The sequence below is a fragment of the Caenimonas sp. SL110 genome (assembly GCF_001044395.1).
GTDB lineage: Bacteria > Pseudomonadota > Gammaproteobacteria > Burkholderiales > Burkholderiaceae_C > Ramlibacter.
In genome coordinates this window covers 78,524-95,210 of the sequence record NZ_JANU01000059.1, presented here as the reverse complement: position 1 = coordinate 95,210, position 16,687 = coordinate 78,524, and the positions used below count along the sequence as shown (strand labels likewise).

Genomic DNA, 16,687 nt, shown 5'->3' with positions numbered 1-16,687 from the left:
GTCATCCCAAAGTGATGATGGATCGCGCGCCCGTGCGCCGTCCGATGATGTTCAGCAGGTTGGCCAGGGCATCTTCGCGGTCTGGCGCTGCGCTGGCGGTGCCGGTGAATCTCAGCCTCGAACCGACCCATTGGCCGGCCCCGTTCAGCTGCAACGCGCCTTCCAGGGTTTCAAGGGTCAGGGCCGGCGTGTCGCCGCCCAGGATGGTGATGCGATAGCTGCCCATGGGCCTCAAGGTGGACAGGCGCGACGACAGCCGCTGCGCCCTGAGTTCGGCCCGTCCCGCAATGGACAGGCGGCCTTCAACCCATTCTACTGAAAGCCCCTGCGTGGCCAGTTGCAGTTCGCCTTCCAGCTGTAACGTGTTCCAGGGCGTCCCCAGACCCGCCAGCAGGGCAGCAGGCAGCTGCGCGCCGCCGTCTTGGACCGCGATCCGCATGCCGCCCCAGCGAGGGGCGATGCGCAGGGCGAGCGGGGCGGTCGTGCAGCAGGCCGATTCGAGCCGCGCGGCAATGCCGTTCCAGCGCGGGGATATCCGCCAGTCGAGCCGGGTCGGCAGGGCGAGTGCATCGGTGCTGCCCGCGCCGCCGGTGAGGATCAATTGCGCGGAGCCGGTCCAGACGGTGCCGCGCGGGTCGCTGAGCACGACGCGTCCTTCGGTTGCGCTTTGCACCGCGCTCGAAAGCCAGCGAGCCGGGGCGAACCACAGCAAGGCGAAGATCAGCCCCAGCGCGGCCCCGCCGGCTGCCCAGCCCCACGATCCACGGGGCGCTAGATAGGATGCGGCGCGCGGCACGGCGACTTCAGGGACCCGGGCGGCTCAGCGCGGCGGCAGGGTCACCACCAGCGTGCCCTCCCACTGGCCGGCAGCGTTGCGATTGAGCCGGGCTTCGCTGGGCAGCGCGCGCGCGTTGACTCGTGCCTGCGTCAGCCACTTGGCCAGAGCGTCCGGCGAGGTGCCCGTGAGCGTCAGCGTGACGCGTTCGCCCTGGATCTGCATGCGGGCCGAGGCACCCAGTTGCTGGCGCACCGACAGCTCCAGCAGGCGCGATGCCTCGTCGTAGCTCTGCCGGGGCTGGGCCTGCATGGCCTGGGCCTGCGCCTGCAATCCGCGCATCGTCTGCAACTGCGCGTCGAGCGTTCGGCGCTGCAATTCAGCGCTGCGCAGTGTGGTCAGCGCGGGGCCGATGGCGACCAGCCAGAACAGGGCAGCGGCGACGATGACAACTGCAGAGCCGACCAGAAATTGTTCGCGAGGCGCAAAGGCGGCCCAGCGTTGGCGAATGAACTCTGCCCTGCTCATCGTACGGCCCCCAGGCTCATGACCAGTGTGTCGCCTTGCATGGCTGCGGTGTAGCCCTGGCTCTTGAGGTTGGCGACGATGCTGGCTGCGTCGGCAGGCGGGGCGGCCAGGCCCTTTGCGCGCAGCTCGCCGTTGGCGAATTCGAGTCCGGTCAGTGTGGTCTGCGCGGGTACTGCGGTGCTGAGCAGGCCCAGCATGGCTTCCATGTCGCTTCCCGAGGTGGCACCGGTCGCCTGGCGAAGCGTCGCCACTTCGCGCTCCATCTGGAGCGGCGCATCGACCACGGTCTTGACCTGGGGAAAGGTCGAGGTGAGTGTGGTGCGTATCGCAACGCGTTTGTCGTCAAGGGCAGAACGCTCACGCCAGGCCCATGCATTCAGGCCCACGAGGTTGATCACCACCACCAGAATCGCGCCCCAGCGCGCCGGCTTCCATTGAGGTGCTGCGAGCAGGTCGGCCCAGGCCGTGCCCAGCTTCTTGATTGCGCGTGCGCGCCCCGAGCTGGAAAATTCGAGTTGCGCGAGATCCCAGGACGAGCGCGCCGATTGCAGCCAGCGTTCGGCCGGATGGCGCAGCACGGGTTGGCGCTGCAAGACCTGTTCGGCGATGGCCGCAACGGCGGGCTCGGCGATGCAAGGCGTACCCTCGGGCAGCGATGGCAAGAGGCCCAGCGCCTGCGACGACAGCGGCAAGGTCGTGACGCCATCGTCGCCGGCGACCACAAGCATCGGCTGCTCTGGGTCGCCCAGCGCGTAGAGCGCAGGCTCGCCTTCCGGAGCGAATTCGGGAACGATGCGCGTGGCGGGGCGGCCTGCGGCTTCGAGCGCATGAACGGCCGCGCGCAGCCACACCCTGTCGCAGGTGGCTACCCATTGGGGTCCTGTACCGCGCGATTGCGGCTGCAATGCAAAGTGCAGGGCTTCGGGCTCGTCGAGCAGCTGGTCTTCGAGCAGGCCCTCCAGTACGGCGCGCAGGCGCTGCGGCGCAGCGGCCACGCCTTTGGGCAGATCCACCCGATGCCAGGAGAGCATGGATGCGGGCACCAGGGCGACCACCTCGACACCGGCCCGCGTGGCGGAAGGCAACAGGGCGGCGGCGGCAGTGCCGTGATCCGAAACCGTGGTGCCGTCGGTGGTCACCGCGAAATCGAATTCGGTGGATGCCGTGACCGGGTGCGTTGGAAGGAAGACGACGAGGGCGCTCATGAGTGGGTCAGATTGTAGGAAGGTCGAGGCCGCCCGGGCGCGCGTCAGCGTTTGGGCACCAGTTGCGAGAGCGCGGTGGGGTTCGTGATGCCACGTTCACGCAGAACCACACTGACCTCGAACGTGTTGGGGGGTCGCTGCAGAACGGCACGCTCCTCGACCACCAGGTTTTCCAGTCGAAGGCGCGATCGCACCTCGAAGAACTGGGTTTTCACATCCACCGTTTCGCTGTCGGGCAGCTTCTCCGATCCGCCGAGCAGGTCGGATGCGGCACTCACGTTCTTGAAGTGCGCCTGTTCGCGCGCGGAGACGAGTTGTTGCGCTTCGGCCATCGACAGGCGCGGCGAGACCGCGTAGATCACCTCGGCGCTCGCCGTGTTGAGGTTGACCGGCACATGCGCGGGCAGCAGGGTGACGTAGGGCTGTATCGCCGAAATGGTTGCCGGTGAAAGGCCGAGCCAGGCGAGCTGCTCGATCTTTTGCGGCTTGATGGGCGCTTGCGGGATGGCCGTGCGGTTGTTCTCGGCCGCATCGGTGGCAAAGCGCAGGTTCTCAGCCATTTTGTCCAGCTCGGCGCGCTGCAGGCCCAGCAGTTCGAACAGGCGCACGAAGCTTTCCAGGTCGGGGACGGAGACTTTTCCGCCCACGACCAGGTTGTTCACGTTCAGCAGCGATTGCTGGTCGATGATCTGGCCAGAGAGAAATGCCTCCATCACCTCGGGACCGGTGTCTGCGGTGTTGTTCTTGTCGGCTGCGAGAAAGCTCGACAGGCGTGCTTCCTGCAGTGGCACGGCCCAAGGCTCGGCGAGGTGGTCGACCTTGCTGCCGTTGGGTCGGGCGTCCTCGCGCAGCAGCAGGCGCGCCCAGTCCAGCGCGCCCGTGAGGATCCAGGTCGATTGCACGCGCGCGCGCTCGGCCGTCTCAACTTCGACGCTGCGCCATTGCTGCCAGAGGGCGGCCGTGGCGAAGGTGGCAACCAGGGCGACCGTCAGCATCGCCATCAGCAGTGCGGCGCCGCGTTGTGCAAGCGTCGATCGCAGGGGGATGCTTCGCTTCACGGTTGCGGCCTTCCGAGCGTCGGACGCACCCAGTCGCGCGTGATGGTGCCGCTCAAGGCCTGGCCCTCTGGCAAGGTCACGACCAGCCGCACCGCATCGGGCACTGCCGCGACCGGCGTCGCGGGCGAAGGCGCCAGAGCCATCCCGGATGGCGGCTGCGTCGTCGCGGCGCTGGATTGCGGATTGGTCCAGGCGTTTTCGCGAAAGAAAAAGATCTGCCAGTCCTGCAGCGGAGTCACCGCGACTTCGCGCGCGATGTCGTCGCTGGCGGGATTTTGCGACCACTGGTCAGCCTTGAGCCATGCTTCCTGCAGATCGCCGCGCGTTGTGACCTGTGGCGACTGCCAGCGCAGCCATGTGCCGTTGCCATTGACGACGCGACGTGTCCATCCCACGACCAGCACGCCGTCGACGGGCGAGCTGGTGCCACGCCGCGTGAGGCGCAGCACGCGGCCATTCCATTCGAGCGCCGGGGCCTGCGGGACTTCGATGAGTGCGTCCAGGTCTGCCGCCCATTGGGCCAGGCCCACCTGCAGGGTCAGCACGTCGGCAGAGCGGGACTCGGTCTGTTCCTGTGCACGCGCCATGCCGTCCAGGCCGCGCCAGCTCATGACGGCCAGCAGCGCCATCGCAAAGAGCGCCACGAGCAGTTCGACCAGGGTGAATCCGCGCTGGCGCATCAGTACCGTCCCACCACGGTTGAAAGACGCAGCACCGGCGACTTGCTTTCGTTGTCGTCGAAGACCTGCGCATCGACACGGCGAAAACTCGGGTTGGGCGTTGGCAGGACCGAGATCGTCACCCCGAACGTGCGATTGGCCTGCTCGCAGGTCATGGTCGACTCGCCGATGTCCGGCATCTGGCGTGCAAGGCGCGTCTTGACCAGTTCGTTTTCGGCGCAGATGTGTGCGAGCAGCACGCTTGACTGGCGCATGGCGTTGTTGGTGAGCGCGGTGGTCGACTGCAGGCCGGCCGCCAGCGCGATCGCAACGATGGCGAGCGCCACCAGGATCTCGATCAGCGTGAAGCCGGTGCTGCGCTTCATTGGCGGTCAGGGCGCGGCATCGGCGCTGACTGCGAACGGGCGCAGGCCGTCGGTGGAGATGCGCAGGCTGCGGTCCGGCGCTGCACTCGAACCCAGCGTGACCGACTGCTTCCCGATGATGGGTTCGGGGCCCAGGATCAGGGTTGCGGTGCCGCGTACGTGCGTGGTCTCCACGAGCCAGCTTTCGGGCATTGTCCTGGGCGGCACGCCGTCGAAGTGAAAGCCGCCATCGACCGCGTACCAGCGCACGGCCACGCCACTGCTGCGCGATTGGGCGCGTGCGGATTCGAGCAGGGACGCGAGCCGCTGTGCCTCGCGTTCGAGCTGGGTCGATTGCGAGTCGCGTATCGCAAAGCTCACGCCAGCGCTTGCAATCGCGACGATGGCGATGACGATGAGCATTTCCAGCAGGGTGAATCCCTGCCGGCGAACGTGGCTACTGCCAGGAGCCGACGTCCGCATTCTTGCCCTCGCCGCCGGATTGGCCGTCGGCGCCGAAGGACATCACGTCGATCTCGCCCTTGATGCCGGGGTTGAGGTACTGGTACGGACGGCCCCACGGGTCACTGGGGAGCTTCTCCAGGTAACGGCGCCAGTTCGGCGCGGCGGGGCCGACGGTTGGCTTGTTGACCAGCGCCTCCAGGCCCTGTTCGCTGGTGGGATAGCGCTGGTTGTCCAGGCGATAGAGCTTGAGTGCCTGCATGACGTTGTTGACGTCAGTGCGCGCTGCGGTGGATCGTGCGTCGTCGGCGCGGTCCAGGACGTTGGGCACGATCAGGGCCGCAAGCACGCCGATGATCACGAGGACCACCATCAGTTCGATCAGGGTGAAACCGGCGGCGCGCAGGCGCAGGAGCTTGGTGGGGTAATGCTTCATGGGTGTGGGTCGATTCGCTTCAATGATAATCGCCGCATGGTGAGCAACATGCACAGCAGATGGACCGTAGCAGGAGCGACCTTCGTCGTCTGGGCGCTGGTCGCGGCAACGGCTGTGTATTGGGGGCTGAAGCTGTCGGCCCGGCCCGCGCCGGTGCCCGTGGCCCCCGTGGTTCGTGCGACACCGACAGCCGATCCGGTTGCGGTAGCCCGACTGCTGGGTTCGGCTCCCGTATTCGCGACCGCGGCCCCGGTGGCGAGCATGGCCAGTCGTTTCGCTCTGCTCGGCGTCGTGGCCAGCCCCGGCAATGAAGGCGCGGCGTTGATTGCCGTGGACGGAAAGCCCGCCCGGCCGTTTCGAATCGGGGCAGCCGTGGACGACGGCGTGGTGCTCAAGTTTGTCGACAAGCGCAAGGCGCAGCTCGCTGCACGCGTCGATGGTCCGGTACTCGTGACGCTGGAGTTGCCGCTGCGCCGTTGATGCGACTAGCGCAGTCCGGCTGCCGCGCCGACATAAAAGCCGATTTCGCAAACCAGCTGGCTGGCAAAGAAACTGGTTCGGTCGAGACCCCGTCCAGACCTGGACACCCATTGCCTCAGGCCCAGCAGGGCCAGCCCGCTCATGAGCACACCCGCAACTGCAAATGCGGCGCCCTGCGACCAGGCCACCAGCCCGATTGGAACGAGGCACCAGGCAACAGCGATTCCGAGCGCCCGGTTGTCGATGCCATTGTTCAGCGGCAATGAATCGTTCGCTGCATCAGCTGTTGACCACGCAAGTGTCCGAAGAAGCACCAGCGGCCAAAAGCGCGAGACCACATGCCCTGCAAACAAGGCAGCCAGGACGGCAGCGGGCGAGTGTGCGGCCAGGACGGCAAGCAATGCCAGGCGGGCGATGACTCCCATGACCAGCGCCAGGATCGGGCGCGTCGGCGGCCCTGGCTTGCCCTCATCAAACAGGCTGGCCCACGCCTGCTCGTGCAGGGTGTGGGTGATGGCCATGGTGGCCGCCAGGCACGCCAGTGCAGCGACCAGCGGCGTGAATGCACTGGCGTGGAGTGCCACGCCAAACACCGCAAACACCACGCAGGCTGCGAGGCCCACGAGCCACCCGACTCCGGGATAGTGTTCCGCCCGGGCCTGGGGCAGCTCGCCATCCAACCCTGCTGAATGCTTCAGCCCGGCAGCGATCGGCAGGCCCGTGAAGTGGTGGACGGCTGCGAGGTAAGGGCTCAGGTATTTCACCTGCGCATCGTAACCAGCCGCGTCAGTACTCGATGATGAGATTGTTCGAACCGGTGTTCGTGACGGTCGTCGTCGCCTTGAAGCCGATCGGCATGCGTACTGTGATGTTGCTGCCCGACAGCGTGATTGCCGGCACTGTTGAAGTCAGGGCTTCTATGGTGACAATGGTGTTGCTGCCCGAGACCAGGAGGCGGTCGACGCGCGTTGCGGCACCAATGGTCGCGACCGAATTGGCACCCGTCACGCGCAAGTCGTTGACGATCACGTTGTTCTGGAGCACCACGGTGTTGTTTGCGCCGGGCACGTCGATGATGCCGATCTCAGCGAGTGTCTCAACGACCAGGCGGTTGAGTGTGCCGGTGAGCGTGAGGCGCGTGAGCTTGTTTTTCGTCGCGATGGTGACGACGTTGTTGGCGCCGGTGACTTCCATCGCATAGGTACCTGTGCGGTCCATCCGCACGGTCTGGTTGTTCGAGTTGAGCAGCGCCGGGTTGGCGGCCAGTTCATCGACAGGCGCGTTATCTCCGCCCCCGCCGCCGCAAGCGGCCAGAAATACACTCATCAAAATTACGTAAAGATACTTCATGGTCTTCGTCCTGGTTCGGGGCTTGCATGCTACCCAACACTGGCAGACGTTGCAATTGGTAACGGCAGCGACGTCCTACAAAGTGATTAGGACTTCAGAAACAAGCGGTACACGGGGTTGTCGGTTTCCTCGACGAATGGGTAGCCCAGTGTGTTGAGAAAAGCAGTGAACGCCTTGTTATCCCCCTTGGGAACCTGGAGCCCGACAAGAATGCGTCCGTAGTCCGCGCCCTGGTTGCGGTAGTGAAAAAGCGTGATGTTCCAGCCGGGGCGCATGTGGGACAGGAACTTCATGAGTGCCCCCGGCCGTTCGGGGAACACAAAACGCAGCAGTCGTTCTTCCTGCGCCAGCGATGAATGACCGCCAACCATGTGGCGGATGTGCTCCTTGGCCAGTTCGTCGTGGGTCAGGTCGAGCGCCTCGAATCCGTGGCGACCGAAGTTGGCGGCAATACGCGACGATTCGCCCTTGCCGTGGGTCGTGAGGCCGACGAACACATGCGCCTGTGCCGAGCCGCTGATGCGGTAGTTGAACTCCGTGACGTTTCGCGGACCGCCCGGCAGTTCGCCGATCACCTCGCAAAAGCGCCTGAAGCTGCCGCGCTCTTCGGGAATGGTCACGGCGAAAAGGGCTTCGCGCTCTTCGCCGACTTCCGCCCGCTCCGCCACGAAGCGCAAGCGGTCGAAGTTCATGTTGGCGCCGCACAGGATCGCAGCGTAGGTTTCGCCGCGCGTCTTGTTCGTCGCCACGTATTGCTTGATGGCTGCCACTGCAAGCGCGCCCGCCGGTTCGACGATGCTGCGGGTGTCGATGAAGATGTCCTTGATGGCGGCGCACACAGCGTCGGTGTCCACCGTGATGTACTCGTCCACCAGGTCGCGCGCGATGCGAAATGTTTCCTCGCCGACCAGCTTGACCGCAGTGCCGTCGGAGAACAAGCCGACATCCTGCAGCGTCACGCGCTTTTTTGCGGCGACCGACTGCATCATTGCATCGGAGTCGTTCATCTGGACGCCGATCACCTTGATCTCGGGGCGGACGGCCTTGATGTAGTTCGCCACGCCCGAGATGAGGCCACCGCCGCCGATGGCGACAAACACAGCGTCAAGCGGCCCCTGGTGCTGGCGCAGGATTTCCATCGCGATGGTGCCCTGGCCTGCGATCACGTCCGGGTCATCGAACGGATGCACGAAGGTCAGGCCTTGGGCCTTTTCGAGCTCGACTGCATGTTGATGCGCGTCGGAATAACTCTCGCCATGCAGGACGACTTCACCGCCCAGCGTTTTCACGCCATCGATCTTGAGCTGGGGCGTCGTCGTCGGCATCACGATCACGGCGCGCGAGCCCAGCCGGTGGGCCGACATGGCGACGCCCTGTGCGTGATTGCCTGCAGACGCGCAGATGACACCGCGCTTGAGTTGCTCAGCGCTCAGTTGCGCCATCTTGTTGTACGCGCCGCGCAGCTTGAAACTGAACACGGCCTGCTGGTCTTCGCGCTTGAGAAGCACCTTGTTGTGCAGTCGCCTGCCTAGTGCCCTGGCAGGCTCCAGGGCTGACTCGACTGCCACGTCGTAGACCTTGGCTGTGAGGATTTTCTTGAGGTAGTCGGCTGGGGCGAGGTGCTTCTTCATGGAGCCAAAGATGATACGGCGGCGAGTGAGCGCCAAGAAAAAAGCCCCCGGTCCTTGCGTACCGGGGGCTAAATCCACCAGGGAAGGTGGAGGAGACAACTTGCGAGGTTGCGGCGATACGCACAGGTGCAGCCGCAACGGTGGCACAACAAAATCGTTATGCTGCGAAACCAGTATAGCCCGGGATTTGCTGCAATGCAGCACCCGCCGTTTCATTCAAGCGACAGGAACAAACAGATGGAATGCACAGTGAGCTGGACTGGTGCGACGGGCGCGAAATCCGGCATGGGATTTCTCGCCGAGACCGGTAGCGGGCATGTATTGCTCATGGATGGTGCGCCGGATGCGGCACGACCGGAAAACGGTGGGCAGAATCTGGCCGCCCGGCCGATGGAGACCGTTCTGGCAGGCACGGGCGGATGCACCGCGTATGACGTCGTCCTGATCCTCAAGCGGGGTCGGCACGACGTGCGCGGCTGTACCGTCAAGCTGACCTCAGAGCGCGCGCCGATAGACCCCAAGGTTTTCACCAAGATCCACATGCACTTCACGGTGACCGGCAAGGCGATACCGGGCGATGCGGTGGCGCGTGCGGTCGAACTCAGTCACCACAAGTATTGCTCTGCAACCGCGATGCTTGCGCACACGGCAGAAGTGACGACGAGCTTCGAAGTGCACGAGGCCTGAACGACCCCATCTGACGACGAAGCGGGGAGCCGTCAGATGAAATGCGCGGTAGTGGTCATGACCCGAGCAGCGGCACCCATCAGCGCCTTTGCCGGCGAAGGCAACTCCATCGCACCAGCGGCAAGTGCCTGCTGCGCATGGGCGACCTCGTCGGATTTCATCTGGGCGACGATCGCGCGGGAGGCGTGGTCTCCGGCCGGAAGGCGCTCCAGATGGCTTTGCAGGTGACGCTCAACCTGCCGCTCTGTCTCAACCACAAACCCAAGGCTGCGCCGGTCGCCCAACCGCCCCGCCACGAGGCCAAGCGTGAAGGCGCCGGCATACCAGAGCGGGTTCAGCAGGGAGGGGCGGTCGCCCAACTCTTCCAGCCGCTCGGCGGTCCATGCCAGGTGATCGGTCTCTTCCTGGGCGGCGGCTTCAAGCTGCTTTTTCAGCGCCGGATCGGACGTGGACAGCGCCTGCGCCGTGTAGAGCGCCTGCGCGCAGACTTCGCCCACGTGATTGACTCGCATGAGCGCCCCGGAAAGGCGCCGCTCCTGGTTTGTGAGGTGCGTTTCGTCTCCAGCGACCACCGGGCATGCCCGTAACGCACGAGGCTTGGCGAACAAGGTTCGCAAGGCGCTGTCGGCAGCGCCGATAAGTGAATCCATCAACACAGTTTACGTGGCCTTCGGGCCGCGCAGGGTGCGCCGGCGCATTGCGAACGCGCGAGCCCGCAACCCCCGCAAATGGGGGAGGCCTTATTTCGTAATCCGAAACAAATTTGAGGGGTGTTGCGTACGGTCCACTTGGTAAGCGCGTTGTGTTGTCCGCGTGCAACGAAACGGCATTGCGAGCCCTAAATACTTTGCGGAAGAAAGGCCGGTCTGGTGCAATAACGACAACCTTCCAAAAGGAGGTTGGCCCGGGGATCCGGCGGGAGCACATAAGTGCCTGCATTTCGTGACCCCCTTCACCGGAGCCCTCTGTTTAACCTTGGAGAAACTTGCAAATGAAAAAGTCCCTGATTGCTCTGGCTGTGCTGGCTGCTGCTGCTGGCTCGGCTTCTGCCCAATCGTCCGTGACGCTGTTCGGTATCGTTGACGCGACCCTGGCATTCGGTCGTGGCTCGGTGTCCAACAAGACCCAACTGACCAACTCGGGCTACAACAGCTCGCGTCTGGGCTTCCGCGGCACTGAAGACCTCGGCGGCGGCATGTCCGCTTCCTTCTGGCTCGAAGCTGGCCTGACCAATGACAATGGCACTGGCGCTGGCAGCAACTCGAACAACCAAGCCGGCGGCGCAGCTGCTGCAAACGCTGGCGGCCAAGGCCTCACGTTCAATCGCCGTTCCACGGTCAGCCTTGCTGGCGGCTGGGGTGAACTGCGTTTGGGCCGTGACTACACCCCGCAATTCTGGAACCTGACCGTGTTCGATCCGTTCGGCACGAACGGCGTTGGCACCACCCAGACCCTGAATTCGATCATCACCGGCGTTACCGCCGTTCGTGCTTCGAACAGCATCGGCTACTTCCTGCCGGGTAACCTGGGCGGCTTCTACGGCCAGCTCCAGCACTACCGTGGTGAGAACAACAGCGGCGCCGTCACCTCCGGCGACGGCACTGGCACTGGCGTTCGCCTCGGCTACGCTGCTGGCCCGCTGAACGTTGCACTCGCTCTGAGCCGCACCGACTACGCTGCTGGCGACGTTCGTCAGAGCAACATTGGTGCTCAGTACGACTTCGGCGTTGGCAAGGTCATGGCCCACATCTCCCGCGACCAGAACGGCGCGCTTGATGGCCGCGGCTGGCTGCTGGGTGGTTTGTTCCCGGTTGGCGCTGGCGAAATCCGCGCTGCTTACTCGCGTTACAGCACCGACGCTGCTGGCAGCCCGTCGAGCCGCAAGCTCGCCCTCGGCTATGTCCACAACCTGTCCAAGCGCACGGCTCTGTACACCACGTACGCTCGTGTGAAGAACAGCGGCGGCGCAGCTGCCGCTCTGAACGGCTCGGTGACCACGGTCAACGGTTCGTCCAGCGGTTACGACTTCGGTATCCGTCACGCATTCTGATGACCAGCTGGCCCTGCTTCACGCAGTTGGCCAGCATGGATAAACAGAAGAAACTTGAAAAGCCGCCCTCGGGCGGCTTTTTTTATGGGGATTGCCCTCTTGGCGCAATCTCGCAGCAAGTTAATCTCGCAGCCAAATGAGGAAGTTGGGGTCATGATGAAGTTGGGTGTCTGCCGTCGTTTGTCAGCGGGAATGGCCTGCCTCGCGCTCGCAAGTTGCGCTACGGGGCCAATTGAGACTGATGCCCAGCGAATCGACGTCAGTCCGTGGGCACAGGCATCTTTCAACGCTCCAGTCCCCGCGCCTGCGGCAGCAACTTCCGGTTGGCAGCACCTCAAATTCCCTGGAAAGACTGCCACCAGGTTCGGATACATGCGAAAAGATGGTCGAGAGGCGGTGGCCGTGACCGCCAATTCCTCGGTCAGCATGATGCGCAAGACCGTGCGCATTGAACCCACCGATCTGGGCAATGTCCGGTTTTCCTGGCAAGTGCCCGAGTTGATAGAGGGCGCTGACATGCTCTCGCGCGATGCTGACGATTCACCCGTTCGAATCGTCCTCGCGTTTGAAGGCGATCGGTCGAAATTCTCCCAACGCAACGCCCTGCTTTCCGAGCTCTCCCGCACGCTCACAGGCGAAGAAATGCCTTACGCGACGTTGATGTACGTGTGGTGCAACAAGCGAGTGCCGGGCACGGTGCTGTCGAGTCCGCGTACCGACCGAATTCGAAAGATCGTTGTCGAATCTGGTGCGCTCAAGCTTGGCAAGTGGCTCGATTACGAACGGGACATCGCTGCTGATTTTCGTCGTGCTTTCGGCGAATCCCCCGGCGCCCTCGTCGGCATCGGAATCATGACCGACACCGACAACACGCGCAGCACCGTGCAAGCCTGGTACGGACCGGTGCGAGTCGGACGGCCCTCCATTCGGCCCTCCATTCGGCCCGCCATTCAATAGGGGATTTCGGGAAACCCCTTTTGACCGGTTCAGTGCGGCTGTGCATAGTCTGCGTTCGTTCAAATCTCCAAAGAGGGTTCCATGAAACTCACGCACGCATTGCTCGCCATGGCGGCTTTTGCAGCGATGGCGGCGCCTGCCGTTCACGCCAAGCCGTTCAAATGGTCCAGCGCCAGCGACATCCCCACGCTCGATATCCATTCCCAGAACAACGCTTTGGGCAACGGGGTTCACGCTGCCATCTACGATTCGCTCGTTTACTACAACAGCCAGACATTCAAGGCAGAGCCGCAGCTCGCAACTGCGTGGCGCGAACTCAGCCCGACCCAGATGCGTTTCACGCTGCGCACCGGTGTGAAGTTCAGCGACGGCTCACCGCTGACCGCCGAGGATGTGATCTATTCGATCAACCGCGCGATGTCAAAGACGTCGAACTACACGGTTTACACGCAGGGCATCGATCGCGTGGTCAAGGTCAACGACAACACGGTCGACTTCATGATGAAGAGCCCGAACCCGGTGCTGATCAACCAGCTGACCGAGCTGCGCATCATGAGCAAGGCCTGGGCCGAAAAGAACCGGTCGGTCGAGCCGAAGGATATCCGCACCAAGGACGAAACGTTTTCGCATCGCAATGCGATGGGCACCGGCCAGTACATGGTCAAGGAGTGGCAACCGGACCAGAAGCTGGTGTTGGTGAAGAACCCCAACTACTGGGGCAGCAATGCCAGCAATGTCACCGAGATCATCTATACCCCGATCAAGTCGGAGGCCACACGCATCGCAGCGTTGTTGTCGGGCGAAGTCGATTTCGTGCTGGACCCGAGCCCGCAGGATCTCGCAAGGCTGCGCGCGAGCCCCAATCTCAAGGTGATGGACGGCGTCGAGAACCGCACGATCTTCTTCGGCATGGACCAGTTCCGCGACGAACTGCCGGGCTCGAACGTCAAAGGCAAGAACCCGCTGAAAGATGTGAAGGTGCGTCGCGCGCTCTATCAGGCGATCGACAGCGATAACCTGAACAAGGTCGTCATGCGCGGACTGTCGCAGCCTACGGGCACGCTCGTCGCGCCGCAGGTGGCGGGATGGACCGAGGCCGTTCACAAGCGCCTGCCGTTCGATCCGGAAGCGTCCAGGAAGCTGCTGGCTGAGGCAGGCTATCCCCAGGGCTTCGAAGTTGATTTCGCGTGCCCCAACAACCGCTACATCAACGACGAGGAAATCTGCCAGGCGGTCACTGCGATGTGGGCGAAGGTGGGCGTCAAGGCCAAGTTGCGCACGCTGCCTCTGGTCACTTACTTCCCGATGATCCAGCGCTATGAAGCCAGCATCTACATGCTGGGCTGGGGCGTCCCAACCTTCGATGCGCTTTACAGCCTGCAATCGCTCACCCGCAGCGTCGGCACGGGCGGCGATGGCAATTACAACGTCGGCCGCTACAAGAACGACCGCATGGACGTCGTGGTGGACCGCATCAAGGCCGAAACCGACCTGCCCGTGCGCAATCGCTTCCTCACCGAGGGCCTGCAGTTGTCCAACGACACGGTGTCGCACCTCCCGTTGCACAACCAGATCATCCCGTGGGCGATGAAAAGGAGTGTCGATGTGACGCACCGTGCCGACAATCGGCTCGACTGGCGCCTGATCAAGGTGAATTGATCAAGTTGCGCGCCTGAAACGAATATGGGCGGCCCTGGCTGCCCATATTTGTTTAAGCCTGAAGGAAATCCCGGAGGTCGGCGCGGCTCTTGCTCTGCTAGCATCGCCAATCGCTTCTGCATAGCGCTTCAAGTCTCGTTCTTCGCCTGCATGTTCGCCTTTATCCTGCGCCGCCTGATCCAGGCCGTGATCGTCATGGTCGCGGTTGCATTCATTGCGTTCCTGCTTTTCCAGTATGTGGGCGACCCTGTCGTGTTCCTGCTGGGCCAGGACGCGACCCCCCAGCAAATCCGCGAACTGCGTGCCGACCTAGGTCTGGACAAGCCGTTCTTCGTGCAGTTCTGGCACTTCCTGCTCAATGCCGCACAGGGCGAGTTCGGCCTGAGCCTGCGTCAGGGCGCCAAGGTCTCACGACTGATCGCCGAGCGTTTCCCTGCCACGCTGGAACTTGCGATGATCGCTGCGCTGATGGCGTTGGTGATCGGCATCCCGATGGGCGTGTACGCGGCGCTGCGCCGCGGTACGTTCCTCAGCCAGGTGTTCATGACGCTGTCGCTGGTGGGCGTGTCGCTTCCTACCTTCCTGATCGGCATCTTGCTGATCCTGGTTTTCGCGGTGAACCTGGGCTGGTTCCCAAGCTTCGGTCGGGGCGAAACGGTGCAAATAGGCTGGTGGACGACCGGCCTGCTCAAAGCCAAAGGCTGGCATCACATCGTGCTTCCCGCAGTGACGCTGGCGATCTTCCAGCTCACGCTCATCATGCGGTTGGTCAGGGCCGAGATGCTCGAAGTGCTTCGCACCGACTACATCAAGTTCGCGCGTGCACGCGGCTTGTCCAACCGCGCGATCCATTTCGGTCACGCACTGAAGAACACGCTGGTGCCGGTGATGACCATCACGGGCCTGCAGCTGGGCGGCCTCATTGCGTTTGCCATCATCACCGAGACCGTCTTCCAGTGGCCGGGCATGGGCTTGCTATTCATCCAGGCCGTGACGTTTGCCGACATCCCGGTGATGGCTGCCTATCTGTGCCTGATCGCGCTGATTTTTGTCGTCATCAACCTGGTGGTGGACCTGCTTTATTTTGCGGTTGACCCGCGTCTTCGCGTGGGCAAGTCCGGAGGACATTGATGCTGGCTCCCGTCATGCACCATCGACTGCAGGCCAACGGACGCCCGTTCGCGCACATCTCGCAGTTCCACCCGGAGCTCACCGCGCTGCGCCGCGATCTGCACGCGCATCCTGAACTCGGATTCGAAGAGGTCTACACCGCGCGGCGCGTGCAGGAAGCGCTCAAGCTGTGCGGCGTCGATGAGATTCATGCGGGTATCGGCAAGACGGGCGTCGTGGGAATCATCAAGGGCCGCACCGATACGCGCGGCGCGATGGTCGGCGTTCGCGCCGACATGGACGCACTCACCATGACCGACCAGAAAGAAGTGCCCTGGAAGTCAGCCAAGACCGGAATGATGCACGGCTGCGGCCATGACGGTCACGTCACCATGCTGGTCGGCGCGGCACGCTACCTTGCAGAGACACGTAACTTCGATGGCACGGCCGTCCTGATCTTCCAGCCGGGTGAAGAGGGTTTTGCAGGCGCGAAGGCGATGATCGAAGACGGCCTGTTCGAGCGGTTCCCCGTGCAGTCGGTCTATGCCATGCACAACTGGCCCGGCATGAAGCCCGGCTACATCGGCACCAACGATGGCGCGATGATGGCCTCAGCCGACAAGGTGACCATCGAGATCACGGGCAGAGGCGGCCACGGCGCGCATCCCTATCTCGCGGTCGATCCGGTGCTGGTGGCCGCGCACATCATCACAGCGGCCCAGAGCATCGTGTCGCGCAACGTGCGCCCCATCGACGGCGCCGTCGTCAGCCTGTGCGCCATCGAAGCGGGCGACCTGCACGCGATGAGCGTGATCCCGGGCAAGGCACGCATCGTCGGCACCATCCGCACATTCAACCCGGATGTGCAGGCATTGATAGAGCGGCGCCTCAACGAGCTGTGCAGCGCTGTCGCGCTCGGTTTCGGTGCAACGGCAACAGTCACCTACGAACGCGTCTATCCGGCGACGATCAACTCCGCGCGCGAAGCGATGTTCGCGGCAGACGTCGCGCAGGCGCTGGTCGGCGCTGAACACGTCGTGCGCGACATGGAGCCCAGCATGGGCGCTGAAGATTTTTCGTTCATGTTGCAGGTCAAGCCCGGCGCTTACCTGCGCATCGGGCAGGGTGGCGAAGGCAGCTGCATGTTGCACAACGCCCGCTACGATTTCAACGACGACATCCTGCCTTTGGGCTCGGCGCTGCATGCGAGCCTGGTGGAGCAATCGCTGCCGCTCGGCACCAACTGATTTCATAAACCTTTCCTCATCGCAACAA

Annotated in this window: 19 protein-coding genes; 7 read left to right on the top strand and 12 right to left on the bottom strand. The window is 63.6% G+C overall.

Annotation, left to right across the window (positions count from 1 at the left end; genetic code table 11):
• Position 1: 1 nt before the first annotated feature.
• Genes gspN through gspG form a run of 8 tightly spaced genes read right to left on the bottom strand, consistent with a single transcriptional unit; the run spans position 2 to position 5,488 of the window.
• A complete protein-coding gene (gspN, locus tag AQ12_RS20255) occupies positions 2 to 796 on the bottom strand; it encodes a type II secretion system protein N (RefSeq protein ID WP_048441775.1) in 795 nt (264 codons plus the stop codon).
• A 24-nt stretch (positions 797 to 820) separates the two neighbouring features.
• Positions 821 to 1,303 (bottom strand): type II secretion system protein GspM, encoded by a 483-nt coding sequence (gspM, locus tag AQ12_RS20250; protein ID WP_048441774.1) that lies wholly within the window; start codon positions 1,301 to 1,303, stop codon positions 821 to 823.
• On the bottom strand, positions 1,300 to 2,508 hold the full coding sequence (gspL, locus tag AQ12_RS20245) for a type II secretion system protein GspL (protein WP_048441773.1): 1,209 nt from the start codon (positions 2,506 to 2,508) through the stop codon (positions 1,300 to 1,302). Before gspL ends, gspM begins: the two co-directional genes overlap by 4 nt.
• Before the next feature lie 44 nt (positions 2,509 to 2,552).
• Positions 2,553 to 3,566, bottom strand: a complete 1,014-nt coding sequence (gene gspK / locus AQ12_RS20240) for a type II secretion system minor pseudopilin GspK (protein WP_238587781.1) — start codon at positions 3,564 to 3,566, stop codon at positions 2,553 to 2,555.
• Entirely contained in the window at positions 3,563 to 4,246 is a 684-nt protein-coding gene (locus AQ12_RS20235) for a type II secretion system protein J (RefSeq protein WP_048441771.1), read from the bottom strand. Before AQ12_RS20235 ends, gspK begins: the two co-directional genes overlap by 4 nt.
• Entirely contained in the window at positions 4,246 to 4,611 is a 366-nt protein-coding gene (gene gspI / locus AQ12_RS20230; RefSeq protein WP_048441770.1) for a type II secretion system minor pseudopilin GspI, read from the bottom strand. The genes AQ12_RS20235 and gspI overlap by 1 nt, the downstream gene beginning before the upstream one ends.
• Positions 4,612 to 4,617: 6 nt before the next feature.
• Positions 4,618 to 5,073: a Tfp pilus assembly protein FimT/FimU gene (locus AQ12_RS20225; RefSeq protein ID WP_048441769.1), complete on the bottom strand. Its 456-nt coding sequence runs from the start codon at positions 5,071 to 5,073 to the stop codon at positions 4,618 to 4,620.
• Positions 5,048 to 5,488, bottom strand: coding sequence for a type II secretion system major pseudopilin GspG (gene gspG, locus AQ12_RS20220; protein ID WP_048441768.1), 441 nt, complete (start codon positions 5,486 to 5,488; stop codon positions 5,048 to 5,050). Before gspG ends, AQ12_RS20225 begins: the two co-directional genes overlap by 26 nt.
• Positions 5,489 to 5,536: 48 nt before the next feature.
• Here gspG and AQ12_RS20215 point away from each other — a divergent pair, with 48 nt between their 5' ends.
• Entirely contained in the window at positions 5,537 to 5,968 is a 432-nt protein-coding gene (locus AQ12_RS20215) for a type II secretion system protein N (protein ID WP_238587780.1), read from the top strand.
• A 5-nt stretch (positions 5,969 to 5,973) separates the two neighbouring features.
• Here AQ12_RS20215 and AQ12_RS20210 read toward each other — a convergent pair whose 3' ends face one another.
• The 3 genes from AQ12_RS20210 to ilvA form a co-directional block, all read right to left on the bottom strand.
• Positions 5,974 to 6,732: an adenosylcobinamide-GDP ribazoletransferase gene (locus tag AQ12_RS20210; RefSeq protein ID WP_053076820.1), complete on the bottom strand. Its 759-nt coding sequence runs from the start codon at positions 6,730 to 6,732 to the stop codon at positions 5,974 to 5,976.
• A gap of 22 nt (positions 6,733 to 6,754) precedes the next feature.
• On the bottom strand, positions 6,755 to 7,294 hold the full coding sequence (locus AQ12_RS20205; RefSeq protein WP_048441766.1) for a hypothetical protein: 540 nt from the start codon (positions 7,292 to 7,294) through the stop codon (positions 6,755 to 6,757).
• Between the two features lie 110 nt (positions 7,295 to 7,404).
• Positions 7,405 to 8,949 (bottom strand): threonine ammonia-lyase, biosynthetic, encoded by a 1,545-nt coding sequence (gene ilvA / locus AQ12_RS20200; RefSeq protein ID WP_048441765.1) that lies wholly within the window; start codon positions 8,947 to 8,949, stop codon positions 7,405 to 7,407.
• Positions 8,950 to 9,186: 237 nt separating this feature from the next.
• Here ilvA and AQ12_RS20195 point away from each other — a divergent pair, with 237 nt between their 5' ends.
• Positions 9,187 to 9,636: an OsmC family protein gene (locus tag AQ12_RS20195; protein ID WP_048441764.1), complete on the top strand. Its 450-nt coding sequence runs from the start codon at positions 9,187 to 9,189 to the stop codon at positions 9,634 to 9,636.
• Between the two features lie 32 nt (positions 9,637 to 9,668).
• Here AQ12_RS20195 and coq7 read toward each other — a convergent pair whose 3' ends face one another.
• Positions 9,669 to 10,286, bottom strand: coding sequence for a 2-polyprenyl-3-methyl-6-methoxy-1,4-benzoquinone monooxygenase (gene coq7, locus AQ12_RS20190; protein ID WP_048441763.1), 618 nt, complete (start codon positions 10,284 to 10,286; stop codon positions 9,669 to 9,671).
• Between the two features lie 341 nt (positions 10,287 to 10,627).
• Here coq7 and AQ12_RS20185 point away from each other — a divergent pair, with 341 nt between their 5' ends.
• The 5 genes from AQ12_RS20185 to AQ12_RS20165 all read left to right on the top strand — a co-directional run bounded on the left by AQ12_RS20185 (position 10,628) and on the right by AQ12_RS20165 (position 16,659).
• Positions 10,628 to 11,686, top strand: a complete 1,059-nt coding sequence (locus AQ12_RS20185; RefSeq protein ID WP_048441762.1) for a porin — start codon at positions 10,628 to 10,630, stop codon at positions 11,684 to 11,686.
• A gap of 231 nt (positions 11,687 to 11,917) precedes the next feature.
• Positions 11,918 to 12,643, top strand: a complete 726-nt coding sequence (locus AQ12_RS20180) for a DUF3047 domain-containing protein (protein ID WP_369799041.1) — start codon at positions 11,918 to 11,920, stop codon at positions 12,641 to 12,643.
• Between the two features lie 81 nt (positions 12,644 to 12,724).
• Positions 12,725 to 14,302 carry an ABC transporter substrate-binding protein gene (locus AQ12_RS20175; protein ID WP_048441760.1) on the top strand — a complete coding sequence of 526 codons (1,578 nt, stop codon included), beginning with the start codon at positions 12,725 to 12,727 and terminating at the stop codon, positions 14,300 to 14,302.
• 150 nt (positions 14,303 to 14,452) lie between these two features.
• Positions 14,453 to 15,433, top strand: a complete 981-nt coding sequence (locus AQ12_RS20170) for an ABC transporter permease (protein ID WP_048441759.1) — start codon at positions 14,453 to 14,455, stop codon at positions 15,431 to 15,433.
• A complete protein-coding gene (locus AQ12_RS20165) occupies positions 15,433 to 16,659 on the top strand; it encodes a M20 aminoacylase family protein (protein WP_048441758.1) in 1,227 nt (408 codons plus the stop codon). Before AQ12_RS20170 ends, AQ12_RS20165 begins: the two co-directional genes overlap by 1 nt.
• Positions 16,660 to 16,687: the final 28 nt, after the last annotated feature.